This window comes from Aeromonas sp. 601027 (genome assembly GCF_049174455.1).
GTDB lineage: Bacteria > Pseudomonadota > Gammaproteobacteria > Enterobacterales > Aeromonadaceae > Aeromonas > Aeromonas veronii_A.
In genome coordinates this window covers 125,205-143,714 of the sequence record NZ_JAAKTN010000009.1, presented here as the reverse complement: position 1 = coordinate 143,714, position 18,510 = coordinate 125,205, and the positions used below count along the sequence as shown (strand labels likewise).

Here is an 18,510-nt window from a genome sequence, read left to right as displayed (position 1 = left end):
GCGGAAAATTTTGCTCCTCTCCATAGCCTTCCAATGACGCACACCCAATGGAAAAACATGATGAAGTGCTGGTCGCCCTGCGCCAGATTATTCGTGCCATCGACATGCACTCCAGGCGCTTGATCAAAGAAGCCGGGCTCACTTCCCCGCAACTATTGCTGCTAAAAGGGATCGACGAGCTGGGACAGATCTCCATGCGTCAGCTGGCCGATCACACCAACATGAGCCAGGCCACCGCCACTACCATCATGGACCGATTGGAGAGCCGTCAACTGGTGCAGCGCGTTCGCAGCAATACCGACAAGCGCAAGGTTCACGCGACACTGACTGACGCAGGCCGCGCCCTGCTGGCCCAGGCCCCGACCCCGCTGCAAGAGCGCTTCATCCAGCGTTTTCAGGCGCTGGAAGCGTGGGAACAGACCCTGCTGCTCTCCTCCCTGCAACGCATCTCCACCATGATGAATGCAGACGAAATCGACGCTGCCCCGGTGCTGAGCGTCAGACCCCTGACCGAAGAGCAAGCTTAAACAGCCACAGAATGACAGACATAAAAAAAGCTCCCGACCGGGAGCTTTTGTCTATCAGGCACCGGAGATAATTACTCTTCCAGGCTGATACCGATATTGGAGACGCCCTCCTGAGAGGCGAATGCTCTGATAGCCAGGATACGATCGCTGTCGCGCTCATGGGCAACCCGCTTGAGCAACTCGACCTGAAACTCCAGCTCGGCCTCCATGTACTCGTGCTCGTAGAGCTCCTCTTCTGTCAGATCCCGCTCCTCCAGCAGCTCGATAAAACCGGCCACAGTGCCAACGGAGGCATGGCTGGCATCGTTGGCCTCTTCGCCAACCCGGCAGATCACCGAGTTGTAGGCGCAGCCCAGTGCCACACAGGCATCCAGCGCCGGATAGGCGCCGTAGGATTCAAACTTGCGGGGATCCGGGATATGGGCTTCTAACTCTTCGAGAATGGCTCCCAGATTGACACGTGAGCCCTTGACGGTCAGATAGTTCCACATCTGATCCAGCGCGTGCCGGAAGGCATCTGCATTGCCAAAACCGGAAGCCTGGCTGAACAGGGCATAGTTGGGGTACATGCGCTCTGCCAGCGCCAGGGTGTAGACGGTCTGTTGCCAAGGCTGTAGCTCGGCCAGTCGCTTATAAAACTTGTCACCAAACACTGGAGTCGGATCCTTTGCAAAATGTGGGGCAGATTGTAGCCCACGAGGGGCGTGGCGAAAACGAAAAAGCGCCCTGGTCGGCTATGTTGCGCTGGCAACTCGGGTAAGATGGGACGAGAGCGGCATCTTGTCGCGCCGCAAATTCTGATAAGGAACAAGAGTATGAGCCAACGTACCCTTCTTTTGCTCAGCCAGGATAATGCTCACTACGAACGTCTGCTCAAGGCGGCCAACCTCCCTCATCTGCGCATTCTGCGGGCCGACAACCCGAGCGATGCCGAACAACTTATCGGCGAGGCCCATATTCTGCTGGCAGAGCCAGCCCGCGCCAAGCCACTGCTGCCCAAAGCCAACAAGCTGAGCTGGTTCCAGTCCACCTATGCCGGGGTCGACGTGCTGCTCGATCCGGACAGTCGTCGCAACTATCAGCTCACCAACGTGCGCGGCATCTTCGGCCCGCTGATGAGCGAGTATGTCTTTGGTCATCTGCTCAGTCTGACACGCCAACTTCCTCTCTATCGGGAACAACAAAGACAACGACTCTGGCAGAGTCACCCCTATCAGGGGCTCAAAGGGAAAACCATGCTGATCCTGGGTACCGGCAGCATTGGCCAGCATATCGCCCACACCGGCAAACATTTTGGTATGAAGGTGCTGGGCATCAGCCGCAGTGGTCGGGAGCGTGCCGGGTTTGACCAGGTTTATCAGCTGCCTGCGCTCAACAAGATGCTGGCGCAGGCCGATGTCATCGTCAGCGTGCTGCCTGCCACCCGCGATACCCGTCATCTCTTCAATGCCGCCCGCTTCGAACACTGCAAACCGGGCGCCATCCTGTTCAACGTCGGTCGTGGCAGCGCTGTACACTCGGGCGATTTGCTCACCGCACTGCGTACCGGCAAGCTGGCAATGGCGGTGCTGGATGTATTCGAGCAGGAGCCGCTGCCCGCCGACAGCCCACTGTGGGGACAACCCAACCTCATCGTCACCCCCCACAACAGCGCCTACAGCTTTCCAGAGGATGTGGCCCAGATATTTGTACGCAACTACATTCGCTTTATCGATGGCCAGCCACTGGATGGCAAGATTGACTTCGACAAGGGTTACTGACCAACACTGCGCATGCAAAAAAGCCCCGCCAGTCTGGCGGGGCTTTTTCATTTCAGCTAGTGGCTACAGCGATTAACCGGCGGCCAGCTCCTTGCGGTAGCTCTTCACCTTGGCCAGGAACTGGCGACGCTCCTTGCCACTGAGCGGTTCAGCCATCGGCAGCTTGGCGGTCATGGCATTAACCGGACGGTTGTTGATCCGCAGCTCGTAATGCAAGTGAGCACCAGTCGAGCGACCGGTATTGCCGGAGAGGCCGATCTTGTCGCCCATCTTCACCCGCTGACCGGTTTTGACCAGCAACTTGCTCAGGTGCAGATAACGGGTAGAGAGGGTTCGACCGTGCTTGATGACGATATAGGTACCCGCCAGCGGGTGGCTGGTCGCCTTCTGGACCACACCGTCACCCGTGGCCAGTACCGGGGTACCCACCGGAACGGCAAAGTCGGTCCCCTCGTGGGGACGGATAGCACCAGTCACAGGATGCTTGCGCGCGGGGTTGAAGTTTGAGCTGATCCGGTAACGACTGTGGGTCGGATAACGGCGGAAACCACGCTCCAGGCTGTTGCCCTGACCATCGTAATAGTTGCCATCATCGGAGAGCCAGGCCGACACCGTCTTGCCCTGACTGATCATTTCCACACCCAGCAGCTGGCTGTTACCGGTGCTCTTGCCCTCGACTGTCTCCTGGCGTACCAACACCTTGAATTTATCGCCCTTTTTCAGATCCTGGGCAAAGTTCATCCGCCACTGGAACAGGTTGGCAATCTTCTGGATATGATTGGCCGGAATCCCCGCATTGCGGGCACTGACATAGAAGCTGCCGTTGATCACGCCGTTGTAACGCTGAGGTTGCCACTCGACCTTCTCATTGATCATGGAGGCGGTATAGGCATCATCGCTGCGTGCCATCACCAGAGTCTGCTTGATGTTCAGGCGGATTTTGAGTTGCTGCAGGATGTTGTCCTGATCGATCAGCAGCTCGATATTCTGGCCCGGCTTGAGGCGCGCCAGATAGTTCTTGTTGTCCGCGTCCAGCACCTTGTAGAGGGTGGTGGTGGAGAGACCGAGATTGTTAAAAATGGCGGTCAGGTTTTCGCCGTTGCGGACCCGGTAATCCTGCCACTGGGGGGTGGTGTCGACCGGGATGTCGTCATCCGGCGCACTCTGATCAACCAGTTCGTGATCGGGGATTTCGTTAAAGTCGGTGTTGTTTTCGTTGGTTGCCGTACCGGCGGTATCAATGGGCAACTCAAGACGCAGCGGCCGCTCGAGGATGTCACCCGGAGCTGGCAATAATGCCACTGCTGACAGGGTCATGGCCGTCAGCATCAGCATGGCGTAAAAGTGTTTGCGGGGAACCGGTGGTTCCCAATTGGCAGCCTGTACTACCAAGGGACGGAGACGTTTCATCCGCTATCCTGTATTTAGATCTAAAGAGTGTGAGTTGCGATGTCAGTTGTGACAAAACCGTATAAAACTGTTTGTTGGACACAAATAGTTACAAATAGTTCATCACAATCTGCATGAACCTCACATTTTATGCATAACACGCCCTGATGGGCAGAAATGATCGCCTTTTTTAACTATTTTTTCCTATTTTTAAGAGCCGGGTCGGACTCGATTCGGCATTAAAAATTCAAATGTTGCGATAATTTTTCCATGGAGTGGATATGTCGTTAGCAAAACTGTTAATCAGAATAATTGTCGTCCTGTTCCTGATCGGTGCAGCGCTGCTGTTTGCACTGGAAGTCACGACAGTCCGCCAGTCAATCCTTGATCAGATGTCGGCCAATCTGGAGACCGCCATCACAGCCCTTGGACTGGTACTGCAAGGCACCCTGCTCAATGATGATCAGGTGCTGGCCGAAACCATCGTCAATGCCATGTTCGATGGCGGTTTCGTCAGCTCGGTCATGCTGGTGGATCCGGATGGTCAGGTGCTGTTTCGGAAGGTATTCCACTCTACCCAGCAGAATGTTCCCGGCTGGCTTCCCTCGGTTATCGGCATGCCCCCTGTCAAGATTGAGCAAGAGTTGACCGATGGCTGGCGCATGCTGGGCACTCTGACCCTTGAGGGACATAGCGGCTACGCCTATCAGCATCTGTGGAATGCCATCAGTCGCACCGGTCTGGCTCTGCTGGCGGGCCTCGTCGTATTTACCCTGATCATCTCTCTGGTGTGCAAACGCCTGCTGCATCCCCTGGAGCAGATCAACCTGCAGCTGATCCGTATCCGCAAACACCAGTTCAACAGCACCCTGCCCACCCCCTGGTTGCAAGACCTCAAAGAAGTGGCACTTTCCATCAACCAATTGGTTTCCGAACGCAAACGGGATCTGCTGCAACAACGACTCAAAATCACCCAGCTGGGAAAACAGCTGCCACTGACGCCCCCACAGCCGCTGCAAGGAGTGAGTCCACTGCCGGAAGGCGGGCAACTGCAAAAATTTGTCTCCACACAAGGGGAAATCGCCCTCTATCAGCGTTTCTTGCCCAGTCAGCCCCTCGGAGCCGACAGCGATCTCGCGACCATCCATAGCACCCTGGAGTTATGGCAGCGCTCCCATATAGAGGGGATCTTGCTACCCCTCTCCCTGCTCAATCATCCGCAATGGTCAGAAATCGCCCCTCTGCTAAGCCAGGGCCGCGGCAAAACACTGGATTGGCGCTGGGATGTGGCCACATTCCCTGCCCATGGCCAAGTCACATTGGCTGCGTTGCAGGAAAAGGGGTGTGAGCTCGCCTTCAGCGCCATTCCCCTCAATGCGGATACCTTCAATCAACTTGACCCGCTCAATCCCATCTTTATCAGCTGTCAGCTGACCGATGAACCGCTCTACTGGAATCTGCTCTCCCAGACCATGCATGCCGCCGGTTATACCCTGCTGGCAGAATCGGGAGAGTGTCGCGACATCGACAAACTGCGGACCTGGGGTATCGATGGTTATGCCAAGGAGACGCAATCATGAAGAAGCTCGCCATGCTGTTGCCCCTGCTGTGGCAACCCTGCCTGATGGCTGAAACCGTCACTATAACCACCGGGGGTGAGCAGGGGATTTATCACCAGATAACCAAAGAATTTTGCCGTCTGGCTCATGAGGTCGACGAGCAACTTGCGTGCAAGCTGCAGAGCTCATCGGGTTCAATAGAAAACCTGAAGCGACTGAAGAGTGGCGAGTCCTCCTACGCCATGGTGCAGTCAGACTGGCTGTATCAGGCAAGCAAGGGCTTGGGCCCTTTTGCCACGCAGCCGCAACCTGAGCTGCGCGCACTATTTGCCACCCATGCAGAGCCCTTCACCATAGTGATACGTGCCGATGGAGATATCACGTCACTGGAACAGCTCAAGCTCGCCCCCATCGATATGGGGTTGAAGAACTCGGGTACCCGCCAGACGGCGCTGGCCCTGTTCAACATCTTGGGAGCGAAAGAACAGGATCTCGATCTGAAGAGCATGGCCAACCTGCCGGATGCGCTCTGTAGCAAGCAGATCGATGCATTTGCACTGGTGATGGGACACCCTAACCGGATTGTGCTCGACACCGCCAAACGTTGCGCGGTCACTTTCCTCCCCATCGATGGGGCCACCCGGGATCAGCTACTCAAGGGTGTCAAATATTACCAACGCAGTCAGGTGCCTGCCCGCATCTACCCCGGCAATCTGAAGGCGACGCCCACCTTTGCTATTGCCGCCACCCTGGTTACCAATGCCACCATGCCGGAAGAGTCTGTCTATCGCCTGACCAAGGCCATGCTGACCCAGCAAACCAAATTCAATGAGCAAACTTATGGCTACGCCAATATGTTTCACCGGGCACGCAATAAAACCGGCCCTGTGCTGAGCATTGAACAGCATCCGGGCGCGGCGAAATATTTCGATGAGTTGAAGGCGGCGGGCAAGCTATAGCTGACGACGAGGAGAGCGCAGTTGCTCGCTGGAGAAACGGGTCTTCATCGATGTCCACTGCGCCAGCCGATCGGCACTCCCCGCCAGCGTCCCTTCCCGCCGTGACTTCATGATCCAGATGCTTTTGGCATCGAAACTGTAAACGGGAATGAGATCGGTACGCTTGCTACCCGGCAGGATCCGGCTGTTGATGTTGTCGAGCACCAGTGGATCAGCCTTGGGTGTCGGGAAGTAGAGCGTCACCATGTGGAACTGGTTGTAACGCACCGCCTTGACGTAGGCCAACCGCAGCTTCTTCTCATCCACCCCCAGCTCCATCAGGGTGTAGTACTTGGAGATGCTGTAATCCTCGCAATCCCCACCCCGGGCACCGATGAACTCCAGCGGATTGGCCCAGTAATCCTCATCTCCCCACAGCTTGGGGTCTTCACTGTAGGTGAGATTGTTGAAGTAGTTGTTCACCAGCTCGATCTTCTGCTGGTCGGTTGTACCCGCTCTGGGGGTGAGCAAGCGAGAAAATGCCTCGGCCCGCTGGATGGCCCGGCCACCATACACTTCCTGCAGCTTGGCCCGCAGGTCCGGACTGGCAATATATTCGGAAAGACGCGAAGCCTGCACGCTGGCGCAACATAGCGCCAGTGTGCAGGCCGGGATCAACAACCATTTCATACCGGACACTCCATGTCAGATGCTGGAGGTCAGTATAGTCCGTCCGGATGAGAGACTCAGCCGCTAATCAGCGACATTGGGCAAATGCGTCTGCCAGTTGTTGCATGAATTGGGGATAACCATCCGGGCCGAGCGGCACCTGTTCACCCACCTCATCAAGCAACAGCACCTTGGCGCCAGTATTGCGAGCCACCGATTCGATCACTGCCGGTGAAAATTGCGGCTCGGCATAAATGCAGCTCGCCTGCTTCTCTTCCAGTGCCTTGCGGATATCCACCAGGGTCTTGGCGCCCGGGCGACGCTCAGGGCTCACGGTAAAGTGACCTTTTGAACTCATGCCGTAATGGCGCTCCCAGTAGCCATACGCCTCGTGGAAGACAAAGTACCCCTTCTCATTCACTGCCTTCATCTGGCCGGCAATCACCTTGTCCTTGGCATCCACCTTGGCATCAAATGCCGCGAGGTTGGCGTCATAGCGAGCCTGATTGGCCGGATCCAGCTTGCCCAATTCACTTGCGATCGCCTTGGCAATCACCTTGGCCTGCGTCGGGCCAAGCCAGATATGGGGATCGACCCCTTCGTGATGATGTCCCTCATGCCCTTCATCATGATCATGGTTACCGTGCTCGTGGGCGGCATGATCGTGATCATCATGGTCATGGGAGTCATGACTATCCTGAGTCGCGTAGTTGAACAGCGGCATTCCCTCAACCTGAGTCAGGGCCAAAGCATGGGGATGATTGGCCAGCGGCTTGGCCATAAACCCTTCCAGCTCGGGGCCAACCCACACCACCAGCCCAGCACTGTTGATGCTGCGAATATCGGAGGGACGCAGGGAGAAATCGTGGGGAGAGGCGCCGGTCGGCAACAATACCTTGGGCTCACTCACGCCGTCAGTGATCGCCGCAGCGATGAAGCCAAGGGGCTTGATGGTGGTCAGTACCTCAATGGCACGAACAGGCAAACTCACCGCCAGCAGGACAGTGAAAAGCGCAATAATTCTCATTGGTGAATCTCGTCAGGGGGTGAGTATGTGATAATATAACAGCCGCTTTTTGTTATATTATAACTCTCACTGGCTGTAAACCCCGGAGTTGTCATGAGCCAACTGGTAGAGCTGAAAGAGGTCTCTCTCTCGTTTGATGGACGCTCTGTGCTCGACAAGGTCTCCTTTACCCTCAATAAAGGCAAAATCACCACGCTAGTCGGCCCCAACGGGGCAGGCAAGAGCACCCTGAGCAAGCTGGTGCTGGGCCTGCTCACCCCGGATTCGGGCAAGATCTCCCGCAGCCACGACCTGAGAGTCGGCTATGTACCGCAGCGCCTCTATCTGGATCCAACCTTGCCGCTGACGGTGCGTCGCTTCCTGCAACTGGGCAAAAATAGCCGCCTCTCCATCGAGGAAGCTCTGGCCCGGGTGGGCGCAGAGGGATTGCTGGAAAACCGGATGCAAAAACTCTCCGGCGGTGAGATGCAGCGGGTGCTGCTGGCCCGCGCCCTGCTGGTCAAGCCCGAGCTGCTGGTACTGGACGAGCCGGTGCAAGGGGTCGATATCACCGGCCAGATAGAGCTCTACGCCCTCATCGGCCAGCTCGCCGCCGAGTTCAATTGCGCCGTGCTGATGGTCTCCCACGACCTGCATCTGGTGATGGCCAGCACCCACGAGGTGATCTGCCTCAATCGCCACGTCTGCTGTCATGGCGAGCCGGAAAGCGTGGCCCGCCACCCCGAATTTGCCCGTCTGTTCGGGCGACCGGAGCAGGAGGTGCTGGCTGTCTATACCCACCATCACCACTGCGACGGCGAACACCATCATCATGAACCGCAGGCCCCCGTCATCCGCCTGCCTTCTCGCAACAACGCTCACAGCAAATAGCGCAAGCAACAGGACATTCAAGTGGACAGCTTTCTGTTATACGCCCTCGCGGCCGGTCTCGGCATCGCCCTGCTGGCCGGCCCCCTCGGCAGCTTCGTGGTATGGCGAAAAATGGCCTATTTTGGCGACACCCTCTCCCATGCCTGTCTGTTCGGCATCGCGCTGGGCATCCTGCTGCAGGTCGATCTCACCCTGGCGGTGGTGGTCTGCTGCCTCGCCATGGCGATGCTGCTGGTGATCATGAGTCGCAACCAGCAGGTGGCGACCGATACCCTGCTCGGCATTCTGGCCCACAGCGCCCTGTCGCTCGGTCTGGTTACCTTGAGTTTTATGGATAACGTGCGGGTGGATCTGATGGCCTACCTGTTTGGCGACCTGCTCTCGGTACAACCGATGGACCTGCTCTGGATCTACGGCGGTGGCGCACTGGTGCTGCTCACCCTGTGGCGACTGTGGGATCCCCTGCTCTCCATGACCATCTCGGAAGAGTTGGCACGGGTAGAGGGGATCCGGGTCGATGTGCTGCGCTGCGTATTGATGCTGCTGATCGGGCTGGTGATTGCCGTGGCGATGAAGTTTGTCGGGGCGCTGATCATCACCTCCCTGCTGATCATCCCTGCCGCCACCGCCCGCCGCTTTAGCCAGACACCGGAGCAGATGGCCGGCTTTGCCGCGCTGATTGGCTGTCTCGCCGTGCTGGGGGGGCTGACCCTCTCCTGGTATCAGGACACCCCGGCTGGGCCTTCGGTCGTCGTCTGTGCCACCAGCCTGTTTGTGCTGAGCCAGTTCAAGAGAGCGTAACGGTGCAGGCTAGAGCGGCATGCTCTGGCGTGTCTCCATCATCAGCCACTGGCGCAATCGGCTGATGGCGGGCTCATGGGCCCGCGAGCGCTTGCAGGTAAAGTAGAAGGCATCCCCCGTCTCCAGCTGGTGTACCGGCAAGGCCACCAGCTGGGGATCATCGGGCCGCAGCATGTAATCATTCACGAACGCAACTCCCTGATCCCAGGCCGCCGCCTCCATCGCCAACAGCACATGGCTGAAGTGGTGCATCCGTGCCTCGTCCGGAATAACCAGCCCGCCGGCCTTGGCCCAGCGCTGCCAATCTTCCCCCCGCGCCTTGTAGATGGACTGCACCGACAGCAGCGGCAACTGCCAGATGGCCTCAGGCCACTCCCCGCTGATCTGCTGCAACAGGCGGCGACTACAGACCGGAAAGAGCCGCTCCTGATAGATAAGATCGTGGCAGTAGCCCCGTCCGTGGGGTGAGACTGTGATAAAGCAGTCCGCCACCCGATCGGAAAGTTCGGGATCTTCCGCCACCATCTCCAGACTCAAATCCAGCTCGGGGTAGAGCTGGCGCAATCCAGCCAACCGCGGGATCAGCCACTTAACCGCAAACGAGCTGTAGACCGCGAGGCGCAACCGCATCTCGCCGCCACCGCGCAGCTGTTCGCTGCACTGGGCAATCTGGCTAAGCCCGGCAGCAATCCCTTCGAAGTAGCTCTCCCCCTGGGTTGTCAGCGAGAGCAACCGCCCCTGACGCAGCAGCAAGCGCTCACCCAGAAAATCCTCCAGCAGACGGATCTGGTGGCTGACCGCACTCTGGCTGACGTTCAGTTCCAGAGCGGCGCGGGAGAAGCTGAGCAGCCGGGCCACCACCTCGAAATATTGCACCGCACGCAGGGGAGGAAGCTTCATTATCTAAATATCTCATGAATGGTCATTTTTTATCATTTTACTGGATATCAACCGGCACGCTACCCTCCCCTCATCTGAAGTGGGAGGTGGTATGAATGCAGTAGGGATCGGCATCCTATATCTGGTGCTGGGCAATATGGTGGCGGTTTTTTCCGATGCGCTGGTCAAGGTGCTGGAGCCGGATCAGCCCATCTTCCAGTTTGTCTTTTTCCGCCAGCTCTCGGCCGCCATTCTGCTGATGCCCTGGCTGCTCTGGTCATGGCGCCGCAACCCGCCGGTGGCCATCAAGTGGCACCTGCTGCGGGCCCATATCTGGGCGGTCGGCGTCTGCCTGATGGTGGTGGCCCTCACCCGCTTGCCGCTCGCTACCGCCAATGCCCTCTTCTATGCCGCCCCCCTGATGATGGTGCCGCTGGCGGTGTGGATGGCGGGGGAAGCGATCTCGCGCCAGAAGGTGCTGACCGCAGTCATCGGATTTATCGGGGTTTTGATCGTGCTGCGCCCGACCGAGGTGAACTGGGCCGCTCTGGCGGCGCTTGGGGTGGCGCTGTCGATGGCGCTCAACAACCTGCTGATCAAGCGGATCCCGCTCAAGCAGCCCATCGCCCAGACCCTGTTTTTCACCAACGTGCTGAGCATGCCCTTCATTCTGGCGCTGGCACTGTGGGAAGGGGGCGACTGGCAGTGGCAGATGTGGTGGCCCGCTTTCGGCTCCTCGGCGCTGATCATGGTCTATGCGGGATTGTGCGTGGTGGCCTATCGCAAGGCGGAGGCTAGCAAGATCGCCTCGGCGGAGTACACCGGTCTGCTGATGGCAGTGGCCATCGGGGTATGGTTGTTTGACGAGCAGCCGGGCCTGCCGCTGCTGCTGGGCTGTATCTGCATCGTCCTGCCACTTATCGCCATGGCGCGCAGCAAGCCAAAACCGCTGGCCGAGCCAGCGCTCTAATACTCAGGGTCTCCCCAGAAGCGGGGCGACCCTTTGCTGCAGATGGGGGACGATCTCCTCCTCGAACCAGGGATTCCTCCTGAGCCAGAGGGTATTGCGCGGGGAGGGATGCGGCAACGGCAGCCAGCCGGGGCCATAGTCGGCCCAGCTGCGCACCGTGTCGGTGAGTGACCCTTTGGCTGCCCCCCGCAGATAGTAGGCTTGTGAATATTGGCCGATCAGCAGGGTCAGTTCGATATTGGGCAACAGCATCAATACCTTGCCGTGCCAGGTGGGCGCACATTCGGGGCGCGGCGGCAGATCGCCGGATTTTCCCCTGCCGGGATAACAGAGCCCCATCGGCATGATGGCGATGCGGGATTGGTCGTAAAAGGTGGCCTTATCGACCCCGAGCCACTGGCGCAGCCTGTCACCGGAGGGGTCATCCCACGGGATACCGCTGGCATGCACCCGGGTGCCGGGCGCCTGACCGATGATCAGCAGGCGGGCACTCTCGGCCCCGCGGATCACCGGACGAGGCCCCAGCGGCAGGTGAGCCTCGCACAGACGGCAAGCCCTGATTTGCTCAAACAACTTATCGATTCGCTGCATGACGTTGATAGTACCAGCATTTCCCTGTTTTCCCTCTTGTGGAAACAGGGCGCGCCCCCTACTATCGCCATGAGTGTTTAATTTAATAAACGGATAATAATGAAAAACTGGCTAGGTACCGGCACCGCGACCCTCTCCTTCATCCTGTGGGGGATGCTGCCGCTCTATTATCAATTCATGCCCGAGGTCAACATGTGGGAGCTGATCTCCCACCGGGTGCTCTGGTCTGTGGTGCTGCTGGGTGCCCTGTTTTTGCTGCTTGGCCACAAGGTGCCCTGGGCACAACTGCGCAGCGAGCCGCGCCAGCTCGGCCTCATTCTGCTGGCGGGTCCAGTGATGTCGATCAGCTGGTGCATGTTCACCTGGTGCCTCACTACCGGGCAAGTGCTGACCACCAGCCTCGCCTTCTTTATGACCCCGCTGTTCAATATCGTATTCGCCGTCATCTTCCTCAAAGAGCGACTCACCCCGCAAAAGCATCTGGCGGTCGCCCTGGCGCTGGCGGGGCTCGCCTACATGCTCTTCTGCTACGGCCAACTCCCCTGGTTCTCCCTCATCATGGGGGCCAACTTCGCCTGCTACGGCCTTATCAAGAAGAAGATCCACTACGACACCGGCACCAGCCTCTATCTGGAAGCCATGGTGCAACTGCCCGTCGCGCTGATCATCATCGGCACACTGGCGTGGCACGGGGAAGGGGCATTCGTGAACGGGGATTTGGCCGACAAGCTGCTGCTGATGGGCAGTGCGCCCGCTACTCTGCTGCCGGTGGGGCTGTTCTGCTATGCGGTGGCGAGAACCCGGATGAGCACGGTGGGGCTGCTGCAATATATCGAGCCCAGCCTCGCCTTCCTGCTCGCCATCTACTGGTTTGGTGAGGCGCCGGACCCCATCAAGGCGGTCGGTTTCGCCTTTGTCTGGGCAGGTCTGCTGGTGAGCCTGTTGCCGCTGCACCGACTCAAGCGCCGCCCTCAGGGCTTACCGCGATAGGACTCCAGCACCTTGTGCCAGCGGGGATCCTTGTCCATCTGCTCGGCGATGTCGTTGAGGGTGGCATGCAGCTCTGGGCGAGATTTGGGCAGCAGGATATGGCGGGTATAGCTGGATTGGGGGAATGGCGAGATAAACAGCTTGCCCTGATAGTGGTTTGAGTCGATGAAAAAGCCCAGCGCGGAGCCAGGCACCATGGTCACATCGATGCGGCCGCGCACCAGCAGCTCAAGATTGGTCTTCACCTTCTTGGCATCGTGACGCTCCAGCTCTCCCCTTGCTGCCGCATCGTCGATCCCCTGATAGCGGTAGCCCTCCACCCCGCCGAACACCAATCCCTTGAGGGAGTCGGGTCCGCGATAGGTGATCGGCTTGTCGATGTTCGAGATTAGCTCGTTGGTGTCGCGCATCACCGGAAAGGTCCAGAGATAGCGTTCGCGATGGGGATCCCCTACCCAGGCGGGATTGACCCAGACCACCAGGCCATCAAAGTCGGGATCCGCCATCTCCAGCGCCAGCCGGGCGCGATTAACCAGCCAGAGCTCGATTCTGGGTTCCCCCCCCAACTTTTCATTGAGATACTTGACCAGCTCGCGGCTCAGCCCTGCATCCACTCCGGTATTGAAGGGCGGATGCTGATGGTAATCGTAGAGACGGATCGTCTCCCCCAGAGCCGGAACCGACAACAGTAACCACAACCAGAACCAGAACCAGACTCTCATCGCACCTCCTTGCACTGCTTTTGAGTTTGGCACAGAGAAGTACAAATGATAAAACCTCCTGACGGGATATCCCCGCACGCCTCTCCCCCCTCTTCTCGCTGGTTTATCTATATGGTGCGCACCGCCACCGGCCTGCTCTATACCGGGGTCAGCACGGATCCGCTGCGCCGCCTGCGTCAGCACCAGAGCGGCAAGGGGGCTCGCGCCCTGCGCGGCAAGGGCCCCTTGACGCTGGCTTGGCAGCAGGAGGTCGGCGAGAAGGGGGCAGCCCTGCGCCTCGAATATCGCCTCAAGCAGCAGCCAAAATCCTTCAAGGAGCAGCTGATCCACAGCCCGGCACTCTGGCAGAGCTGGAGCCCGCAGTGGTTACCCGAAACGACCCGACCTTAAGGGTTACAGCTAAAAAAAGGCCACTCGATGAGTGGCCGAAAAGGGGAAATCAGGGAGCATTTCATAACTTGTTGCACAACTACAGATAGGTATTGTTGCGCTGACGACGGTGGCTGATGAGCCAACAGACTGCCAGCGCGACCAGCAGCCAGGGGGCCAACTTGACGATCAGGGCAAGCATGCCGCTCAGCAGCCCCAGTAGTACAAACACGCCGCTGACCAGCAGCATGGCCACCAGGGTAAAGCCGGTCAGCGCCATGACCAGCAACACTCCCAGCAAGATGAAAAATTCCAGCATAACTTGCTCCTTACGGGCTCTCTGTGCCGCGGGGCTGCCTTGCGGTCAATCCAGCCAGCGTTTCAATTCATAACGGGGCGGCATCACCAGCACCGCCAGCAGATAGGCGGCCAGTGCCAGCGGTGGCACCAGGATCAGGGCGAGCAGGGCTACCACTCGCACCGTCACTCTGGAGATCCCCAGCCGTTGGGCAATGCCGGCGCAAACGCCAGTCAGCTTGCGATGGACAAGATCCTTGGGCCAGGGAGTCATGGTTATACCTCCACCTTCTGCCCCTTGAGACGGGCCAGCTCGCGCTCTATCTCGTCATTGAGCTCCAGCTCGCGGAACTGGGCCTCCAGCGAGGGATTCTGCCCCAAAATGGCCGCCTCCAGCTGGGCTTCCAGCTGATCGACCCGGCCCTGAAAACCGTCAAAGCGCGCCATCAGCTCATGCATGCGCTGGTTGTCCACCTGAGCGCGAGCACGAATGCGGCTGTGGGCCGTCTGCTCGCGCAGGGTCAGCAGTTTCTGCTTCTCCCGCGCCTCGGTCAGCTTGGCTGCCAGTCGCTCGCTGTCGGCGGTAAGCTGGGCCAGCACCTCGGCCACCCGGGCCTTGTCCTGTTCCAGCTGTTCACATTTCCTGGCCTCCGCCAGCTTCTCGGTGAGGGCGGCACGGGCCAGATCCTCACGGCCTTTCTGGATGGCGAGCTCGGCCTTGGCCGACCACTCCAGGGTCTGCGCCTGCAACCCCTGCTGGTGACGCTCCAGCTGTTTCTGTTCAGCAATCACGCGGGCGGCCTGGGTACGCATCTCGACCTGCACCTGCTCCATCTCTTCGATCATCAGGCGCAGCATCTTCTCCGGCTCTTCACTCTTGTCGAGCAGGCTGTGCAGGTTGGCATTTATCACGTCGGTCAGGCGGCTGAATACGCTCATGGTCTGGCTCCTTGTTGATGGGATTGCTATCTCTTCCCATTGCATTACAAGAGCCGTGCCAAGAAAAATTATTGTTGTTTTACATATAGATGGGAATTTACCGAGGAAATTCAAGAAGGGCTTGTTGGTGAGAATAGCCAACCTGGTGGTGATTTTTACCAACAAAAAAGGGAGCCTGAGGCTCCCTTGTCGATTCATCTGCGATATCTAGTCAAGCTGCGTGGCTGTGGCCCAGCTTGCTGTCCAATTCGGCCAGCTTGGCCTCCATCCTGGCACGGCACACTTCGGAGAGCTCGCGAATGCCAGCGGCACCGTGCTCCTTGCTGCAGACCGGTGCCATCACTTCCACCAGCACTTCGCCGTTGTCCCAACGATTGAGGTCGATCTGACCGAAGTAGCTGGAGCAGACGATGGGCACCACGGGCACTTCAGCCTGTACCGCAGTGTGGAAAGCGCCCGCCTTGAATGGCAGCAGGCCACGCCCCTTGGAGCGGGTCCCTTCCGGGAACATCCAGATGGAGGTGCCGCGATTCTTGATGCGATCCACCACCTGACCTATGGTGCCGATGGCACGGGAGCGGTTGGAGCGGTCGATCAGCACGTTGCCGGATAGCCAGAAGATAAGGCCGAAAAAGGGGAGCCACAGCAGGCTCTTCTTGCCCACCGCCACCACACCGGGCTGCACCGCACCGGTCACGGTGAAGATGTCGAAGTTGCTCTGGTGGTTGCAGACGTAGACCGCCGGGCCGACCGATTTCACCTCGTCTGCCACCGTCACCTTGACTCGCAGTCCGATCAGCGGGCAGACCGCGTGATACATGCGAGCGAAGACATAGACGTTGTTGGGGTGGCGCGGACGAACCAGACAGAGCAGCAAGCCGAACAGGAACCAGAAAATGAGCAGCAGACCAAGCAGCAGCACACGGGCAATTTTGAGCATCGAACACCTCGAGTTTTAACTCGGCGCAGTATACTGATCCCCCTTTTAGCGAACAAGCGTTCGCCAAACAGAACCGACCACCCTCCCCGTCGCGCCACCCACAGTACTGCTCATCAATACGCCGCCGACTTGCCCCACCCGCCATTGGTCGTTAGGATGGCCCCATCTTGATGGACGGGGCGAACATGATGTTGCAACAACGGGTAGCGAAACATCTCCTGCTGCTGGTCTGCCTGCTGGTGCTCAATTGTGCGGCCCAGCCGCTGGCCCGGCTTGCCCTGCTCGATCACGCTCTCAGCTGTCAGGCACTGCCCGTTCCAGGCTCGGCAACGGATCAAGAGGATGCCAAACCGGCCAGCCCGCAGCTAGGCAGTTGCCAGCTCAACGGCAAGTGGCTGAGCGCTGCCCCCCTGCTCTGCATCGAACAGCTCTTCTTTGCCGTGGCGGTGCTGATCGCCCTGCTGGCCCCCCTTTGGCGCTACACACCGCCACTGCCCCCACCCATAGTCATCTCGCCACCCGAACGGCGTCTGCACCTCACCCTCTGCATCTGGCGGGAATGATTCCGGCTCTTTGCCATTGGTCATGACTCATGTTTGCGAGACCATCGCCGCCTTCTTGCACCAACGGGGCACGACTGCGGAGTACTGAAAACAGATTTACGGCATGGCGTTGTTGCAGGGGAATACCTTGCTGCCCCGACGCAACCACGACGACTGCCGACTAGCTTGCACAAGGCTGGCCACTTCAGGCTGGCACTACCCGATTTTAAGGAGTATCCATGAAACCGACTCTGAGCGCCCTGCCCCTGCTGGCCTCTCTCTGCGCAACCCTGCTGGCTCCGACCCTGCACGCGGCCCCCTTCACCCCTGAACAGGAAGCACGCATCAAGGAGCTGATCCGCGAGACTCTGATCGCCAACCCCAAGATCCTCGACGAGGCGGCCGAGTCCTGGGAGAAGCAGAATGCCGCAGCCCAGGAGGCCCAGCTTGGCAACTTCATCAAGGGCAACAAGGATGTGCTGTTCAACAGCGCAACCAGCCCACGCCTGGGTGCCAAAAACCCCAAGCTGACGCTGGTGCTGTTTACCGACTACAACTGCCCCTACTGCAAGCAGTTCGATCCCCAGCTGACCAGGCTGCTCAAGGCCTATCCGAATGATCTGGGGCTGGTGATCAAATTGCTGCCGTTCAAGGGGCAGAGCTCCGCCAAGGCAGCCCAGTACAGCCTGACCCTGTGGCAACAGGATCCCGCCCGCTTCTTCGCCCTGCACGACAAGCTGATGAGCAAGCAGGGGATGCTGACCGAGGCGGACATCAACAAGGCGCTGGCGGCCACCGGCAATGTGGCACTCAAACCGGAGGGTAAAGCCACCGAGGAGCTGCGCAACAGCCTGCGCATTGGTACCCTGCTGGGTGTACAGGGCACACCGGCGACCCTGATCGGCAACCAGCTGGTGTCGGGCGCCATCCCCTATGAGGAGCTGGAGCAGCTGGTGAAGGCAGAGCTGGCCAGGCAGAGCTAAGGTCGGGGTCGCCCGCAGGGGCAGGAAGCGCTCGCACTGCGGCAATGGTGAGCCCTCAGGTCACCCCGTCTCCATGCAAAGAGCCCGGTATCACTACCGGGCTCTTTATTTCAGGAAAGAAAGGTGACAAACCAGCTCTATTGGGCGGGCGCCATCATCCCCTGCCCGAGCCGCCCTCTGGCACTGGTACGCTCGGCTTCGTCAAGCACACCATCTCCGTTCTTGTCCATTTGGGTAAAGAGAGCCTCATGATGCGCCATGAACTGTTCCCTGGTCGTGTCCTGCATCGGCCTCATGTTGCCCATGTTCCCCATCTTGCCAGGCATGGCCTTGCCTGACTGCTGCATTGCCTCGTGCATCTTGGCCATGGCTGCCTCTCTCTCGGCAATCGAGAGGGTGCCATCCTTGTCACTGTCCTGCCGGGTGAAACGCTGCTCGGCTCTTTCCATAAACTGTGCCTTGGTAATGTCCCCCTTGATGAACATCAAGGGCTCATCGATGCTCTCATCGGCAGCGATGGCGAAACCGCCAAGCAGCACCATAGGCAGAAGATAAAATTTGAGCATGGCTGTCCATTCCTTAGTAAGGGTCTCGGTACGGCCGAGGCCAACTGACGATCGCCAGGGTAATCCCCGACGCCTCCTGTAGTGTAGTCCCAGGGTCATTCCAGACAGAGAGGCAGATCCCAAGGTGCACAGTCACGCTTTTCTGCCGGTGACTTTGCGTCCTATTCATGGCGATGAGGGGA

Annotated in this window: 23 protein-coding genes; 11 read left to right on the top strand and 12 right to left on the bottom strand. The window is 58.9% G+C overall.

The features are described 5' to 3' along the window. Positions 1-47: 47 nt before the first annotated feature. Positions 48-527, top strand: a complete 480-nt coding sequence (locus tag G5193_RS13255) for a MarR family winged helix-turn-helix transcriptional regulator (protein ID WP_216952087.1) — start codon at positions 48-50, stop codon at positions 525-527. A gap of 71 nt (positions 528-598) precedes the next feature. Here the strand turns inward: G5193_RS13255 and G5193_RS13250 are convergent, their stop codons facing one another. Further along, positions 599-1,180 carry a YjaG family protein gene (locus G5193_RS13250; protein WP_421206174.1) on the bottom strand — a complete coding sequence of 194 codons (582 nt, stop codon included), beginning with the start codon at positions 1,178-1,180 and terminating at the stop codon, positions 599-601. 162 nt (positions 1,181-1,342) lie between these two features. On the opposite strand from G5193_RS13250, the gene G5193_RS13245 reads away from it, so the two are divergent. Further along, positions 1,343-2,287, top strand: coding sequence for a D-2-hydroxyacid dehydrogenase (locus G5193_RS13245; RefSeq protein WP_266135387.1), 945 nt, complete (start codon positions 1,343-1,345; stop codon positions 2,285-2,287). Between the two features lie 72 nt (positions 2,288-2,359). Here G5193_RS13245 and mepM read toward each other — a convergent pair whose 3' ends face one another. Further along, positions 2,360-3,697, bottom strand: coding sequence for a murein DD-endopeptidase MepM (mepM, locus tag G5193_RS13240; RefSeq protein WP_421206173.1), 1,338 nt, complete (start codon positions 3,695-3,697; stop codon positions 2,360-2,362). 260 nt (positions 3,698-3,957) lie between these two features. On the opposite strand from mepM, the gene G5193_RS13235 reads away from it, so the two are divergent. Both G5193_RS13235 and G5193_RS13230 read left to right on the top strand, forming a co-directional pair. Next, complete coding sequence (locus G5193_RS13235) at positions 3,958-5,256, top strand: LapD/MoxY N-terminal periplasmic domain-containing protein (RefSeq protein WP_421206172.1); 1,299 nt, start codon at positions 3,958-3,960, stop codon at positions 5,254-5,256. Continuing rightward, positions 5,253-6,194 carry a TAXI family TRAP transporter solute-binding subunit gene (locus G5193_RS13230; RefSeq protein ID WP_421206171.1) on the top strand — a complete coding sequence of 314 codons (942 nt, stop codon included), beginning with the start codon at positions 5,253-5,255 and terminating at the stop codon, positions 6,192-6,194. The genes G5193_RS13235 and G5193_RS13230 overlap by 4 nt, the downstream gene beginning before the upstream one ends. Here the strand turns inward: G5193_RS13230 and G5193_RS13225 are convergent. Beyond that, on the bottom strand, positions 6,189-6,863 hold the full coding sequence (locus G5193_RS13225; RefSeq protein ID WP_042052461.1) for a transglutaminase-like cysteine peptidase: 675 nt from the start codon (positions 6,861-6,863) through the stop codon (positions 6,189-6,191). The genes G5193_RS13230 and G5193_RS13225 overlap by 6 nt on opposite strands. A 67-nt stretch (positions 6,864-6,930) precedes the next feature. Beyond that, positions 6,931-7,869, bottom strand: coding sequence for a zinc ABC transporter substrate-binding protein ZnuA (gene znuA, locus G5193_RS13220; protein WP_167557648.1), 939 nt, complete (start codon positions 7,867-7,869; stop codon positions 6,931-6,933). A gap of 93 nt (positions 7,870-7,962) precedes the next feature. Between znuA and znuC the strand changes: the two genes are divergently transcribed. Next, positions 7,963-8,739, top strand: coding sequence for a zinc ABC transporter ATP-binding protein ZnuC (znuC, locus tag G5193_RS13215; RefSeq protein WP_421206170.1), 777 nt, complete (start codon positions 7,963-7,965; stop codon positions 8,737-8,739). Between the two features lie 21 nt (positions 8,740-8,760). Then, positions 8,761-9,540, top strand: coding sequence for a zinc ABC transporter permease subunit ZnuB (znuB, locus tag G5193_RS13210; RefSeq protein WP_005354863.1), 780 nt, complete (start codon positions 8,761-8,763; stop codon positions 9,538-9,540). 9 nt (positions 9,541-9,549) lie between these two features. Here znuB and G5193_RS13205 read toward each other — a convergent pair whose 3' ends face one another. After that, the gene (locus G5193_RS13205; RefSeq protein ID WP_421206169.1) at positions 9,550-10,440 is read right to left on the bottom strand and encodes a LysR substrate-binding domain-containing protein; all 891 of its coding nucleotides are present in this window, start codon (positions 10,438-10,440) and stop codon (positions 9,550-9,552) included. A 91-nt stretch (positions 10,441-10,531) separates the two neighbouring features. On the opposite strand from G5193_RS13205, the gene G5193_RS13200 reads away from it, so the two are divergent. After that, positions 10,532-11,389 carry a DMT family transporter gene (locus G5193_RS13200; protein ID WP_005335858.1) on the top strand — a complete coding sequence of 286 codons (858 nt, stop codon included), beginning with the start codon at positions 10,532-10,534 and terminating at the stop codon, positions 11,387-11,389. A 3-nt stretch (positions 11,390-11,392) separates the two neighbouring features. On the opposite strand, the gene G5193_RS13195 is transcribed toward G5193_RS13200, so the two are convergent. Continuing rightward, entirely contained in the window at positions 11,393-11,980 is a 588-nt protein-coding gene (locus G5193_RS13195) for a uracil-DNA glycosylase family protein (RefSeq protein WP_421206168.1), read from the bottom strand. 99 nt (positions 11,981-12,079) lie between these two features. Here G5193_RS13195 and rarD point away from each other — a divergent pair, with 99 nt between their 5' ends. Next, complete coding sequence (gene rarD, locus G5193_RS13190) at positions 12,080-12,970, top strand: EamA family transporter RarD (protein WP_216979526.1); 891 nt, start codon at positions 12,080-12,082, stop codon at positions 12,968-12,970. Here the strand turns inward: rarD and G5193_RS13185 are convergent. Next, positions 12,952-13,692 (bottom strand): substrate-binding periplasmic protein, encoded by a 741-nt coding sequence (locus G5193_RS13185; RefSeq protein WP_421206167.1) that lies wholly within the window; start codon positions 13,690-13,692, stop codon positions 12,952-12,954. The two genes, rarD and G5193_RS13185, sit on opposite strands and share 19 nt — an antisense overlap. Before the next feature lie 45 nt (positions 13,693-13,737). Between G5193_RS13185 and G5193_RS13180 the strand changes: the two genes are divergently transcribed. After that, a complete protein-coding gene (locus G5193_RS13180) occupies positions 13,738-14,082 on the top strand; it encodes a GIY-YIG nuclease family protein (protein ID WP_421206166.1) in 345 nt (114 codons plus the stop codon). 79 nt (positions 14,083-14,161) lie between these two features. Here G5193_RS13180 and pspG read toward each other — a convergent pair whose 3' ends face one another. The 4 genes from pspG to G5193_RS13160 all read right to left on the bottom strand — a co-directional run bounded on the left by pspG (position 14,162) and on the right by G5193_RS13160 (position 16,237). Next, positions 14,162-14,380: an envelope stress response protein PspG gene (gene pspG, locus G5193_RS13175; RefSeq protein WP_216952098.1), complete on the bottom strand. Its 219-nt coding sequence runs from the start codon at positions 14,378-14,380 to the stop codon at positions 14,162-14,164. Between the two features lie 45 nt (positions 14,381-14,425). Next, entirely contained in the window at positions 14,426-14,632 is a 207-nt protein-coding gene (locus G5193_RS13170) for a PspC domain-containing protein (protein WP_124241612.1), read from the bottom strand. Positions 14,633-14,634: 2 nt separating this feature from the next. Then, the gene (pspA, locus tag G5193_RS13165; RefSeq protein WP_421206165.1) at positions 14,635-15,297 is read right to left on the bottom strand and encodes a phage shock protein PspA; all 663 of its coding nucleotides are present in this window, start codon (positions 15,295-15,297) and stop codon (positions 14,635-14,637) included. Between the two features lie 211 nt (positions 15,298-15,508). Then, positions 15,509-16,237, bottom strand: a complete 729-nt coding sequence (locus G5193_RS13160) for a 1-acylglycerol-3-phosphate O-acyltransferase (protein WP_421172394.1) — start codon at positions 16,235-16,237, stop codon at positions 15,509-15,511. A 185-nt stretch (positions 16,238-16,422) separates the two neighbouring features. Between G5193_RS13160 and G5193_RS13155 the strand changes: the two genes are divergently transcribed. Together G5193_RS13155 and G5193_RS13150 are read left to right on the top strand one after the other, a co-directional pair. Further along, positions 16,423-16,800 carry a hypothetical protein gene (locus tag G5193_RS13155; RefSeq protein ID WP_216952100.1) on the top strand — a complete coding sequence of 126 codons (378 nt, stop codon included), beginning with the start codon at positions 16,423-16,425 and terminating at the stop codon, positions 16,798-16,800. Between the two features lie 218 nt (positions 16,801-17,018). Next, positions 17,019-17,762 carry a DsbA family protein gene (locus G5193_RS13150; RefSeq protein ID WP_216952101.1) on the top strand — a complete coding sequence of 248 codons (744 nt, stop codon included), beginning with the start codon at positions 17,019-17,021 and terminating at the stop codon, positions 17,760-17,762. 137 nt (positions 17,763-17,899) lie between these two features. On the opposite strand, the gene G5193_RS13145 is transcribed toward G5193_RS13150, so the two are convergent. Further along, a complete protein-coding gene (locus G5193_RS13145; protein ID WP_216952102.1) occupies positions 17,900-18,328 on the bottom strand; it encodes an EF-hand domain-containing protein in 429 nt (142 codons plus the stop codon). Between the last annotated feature and the right edge of the window lie 182 nt (positions 18,329-18,510).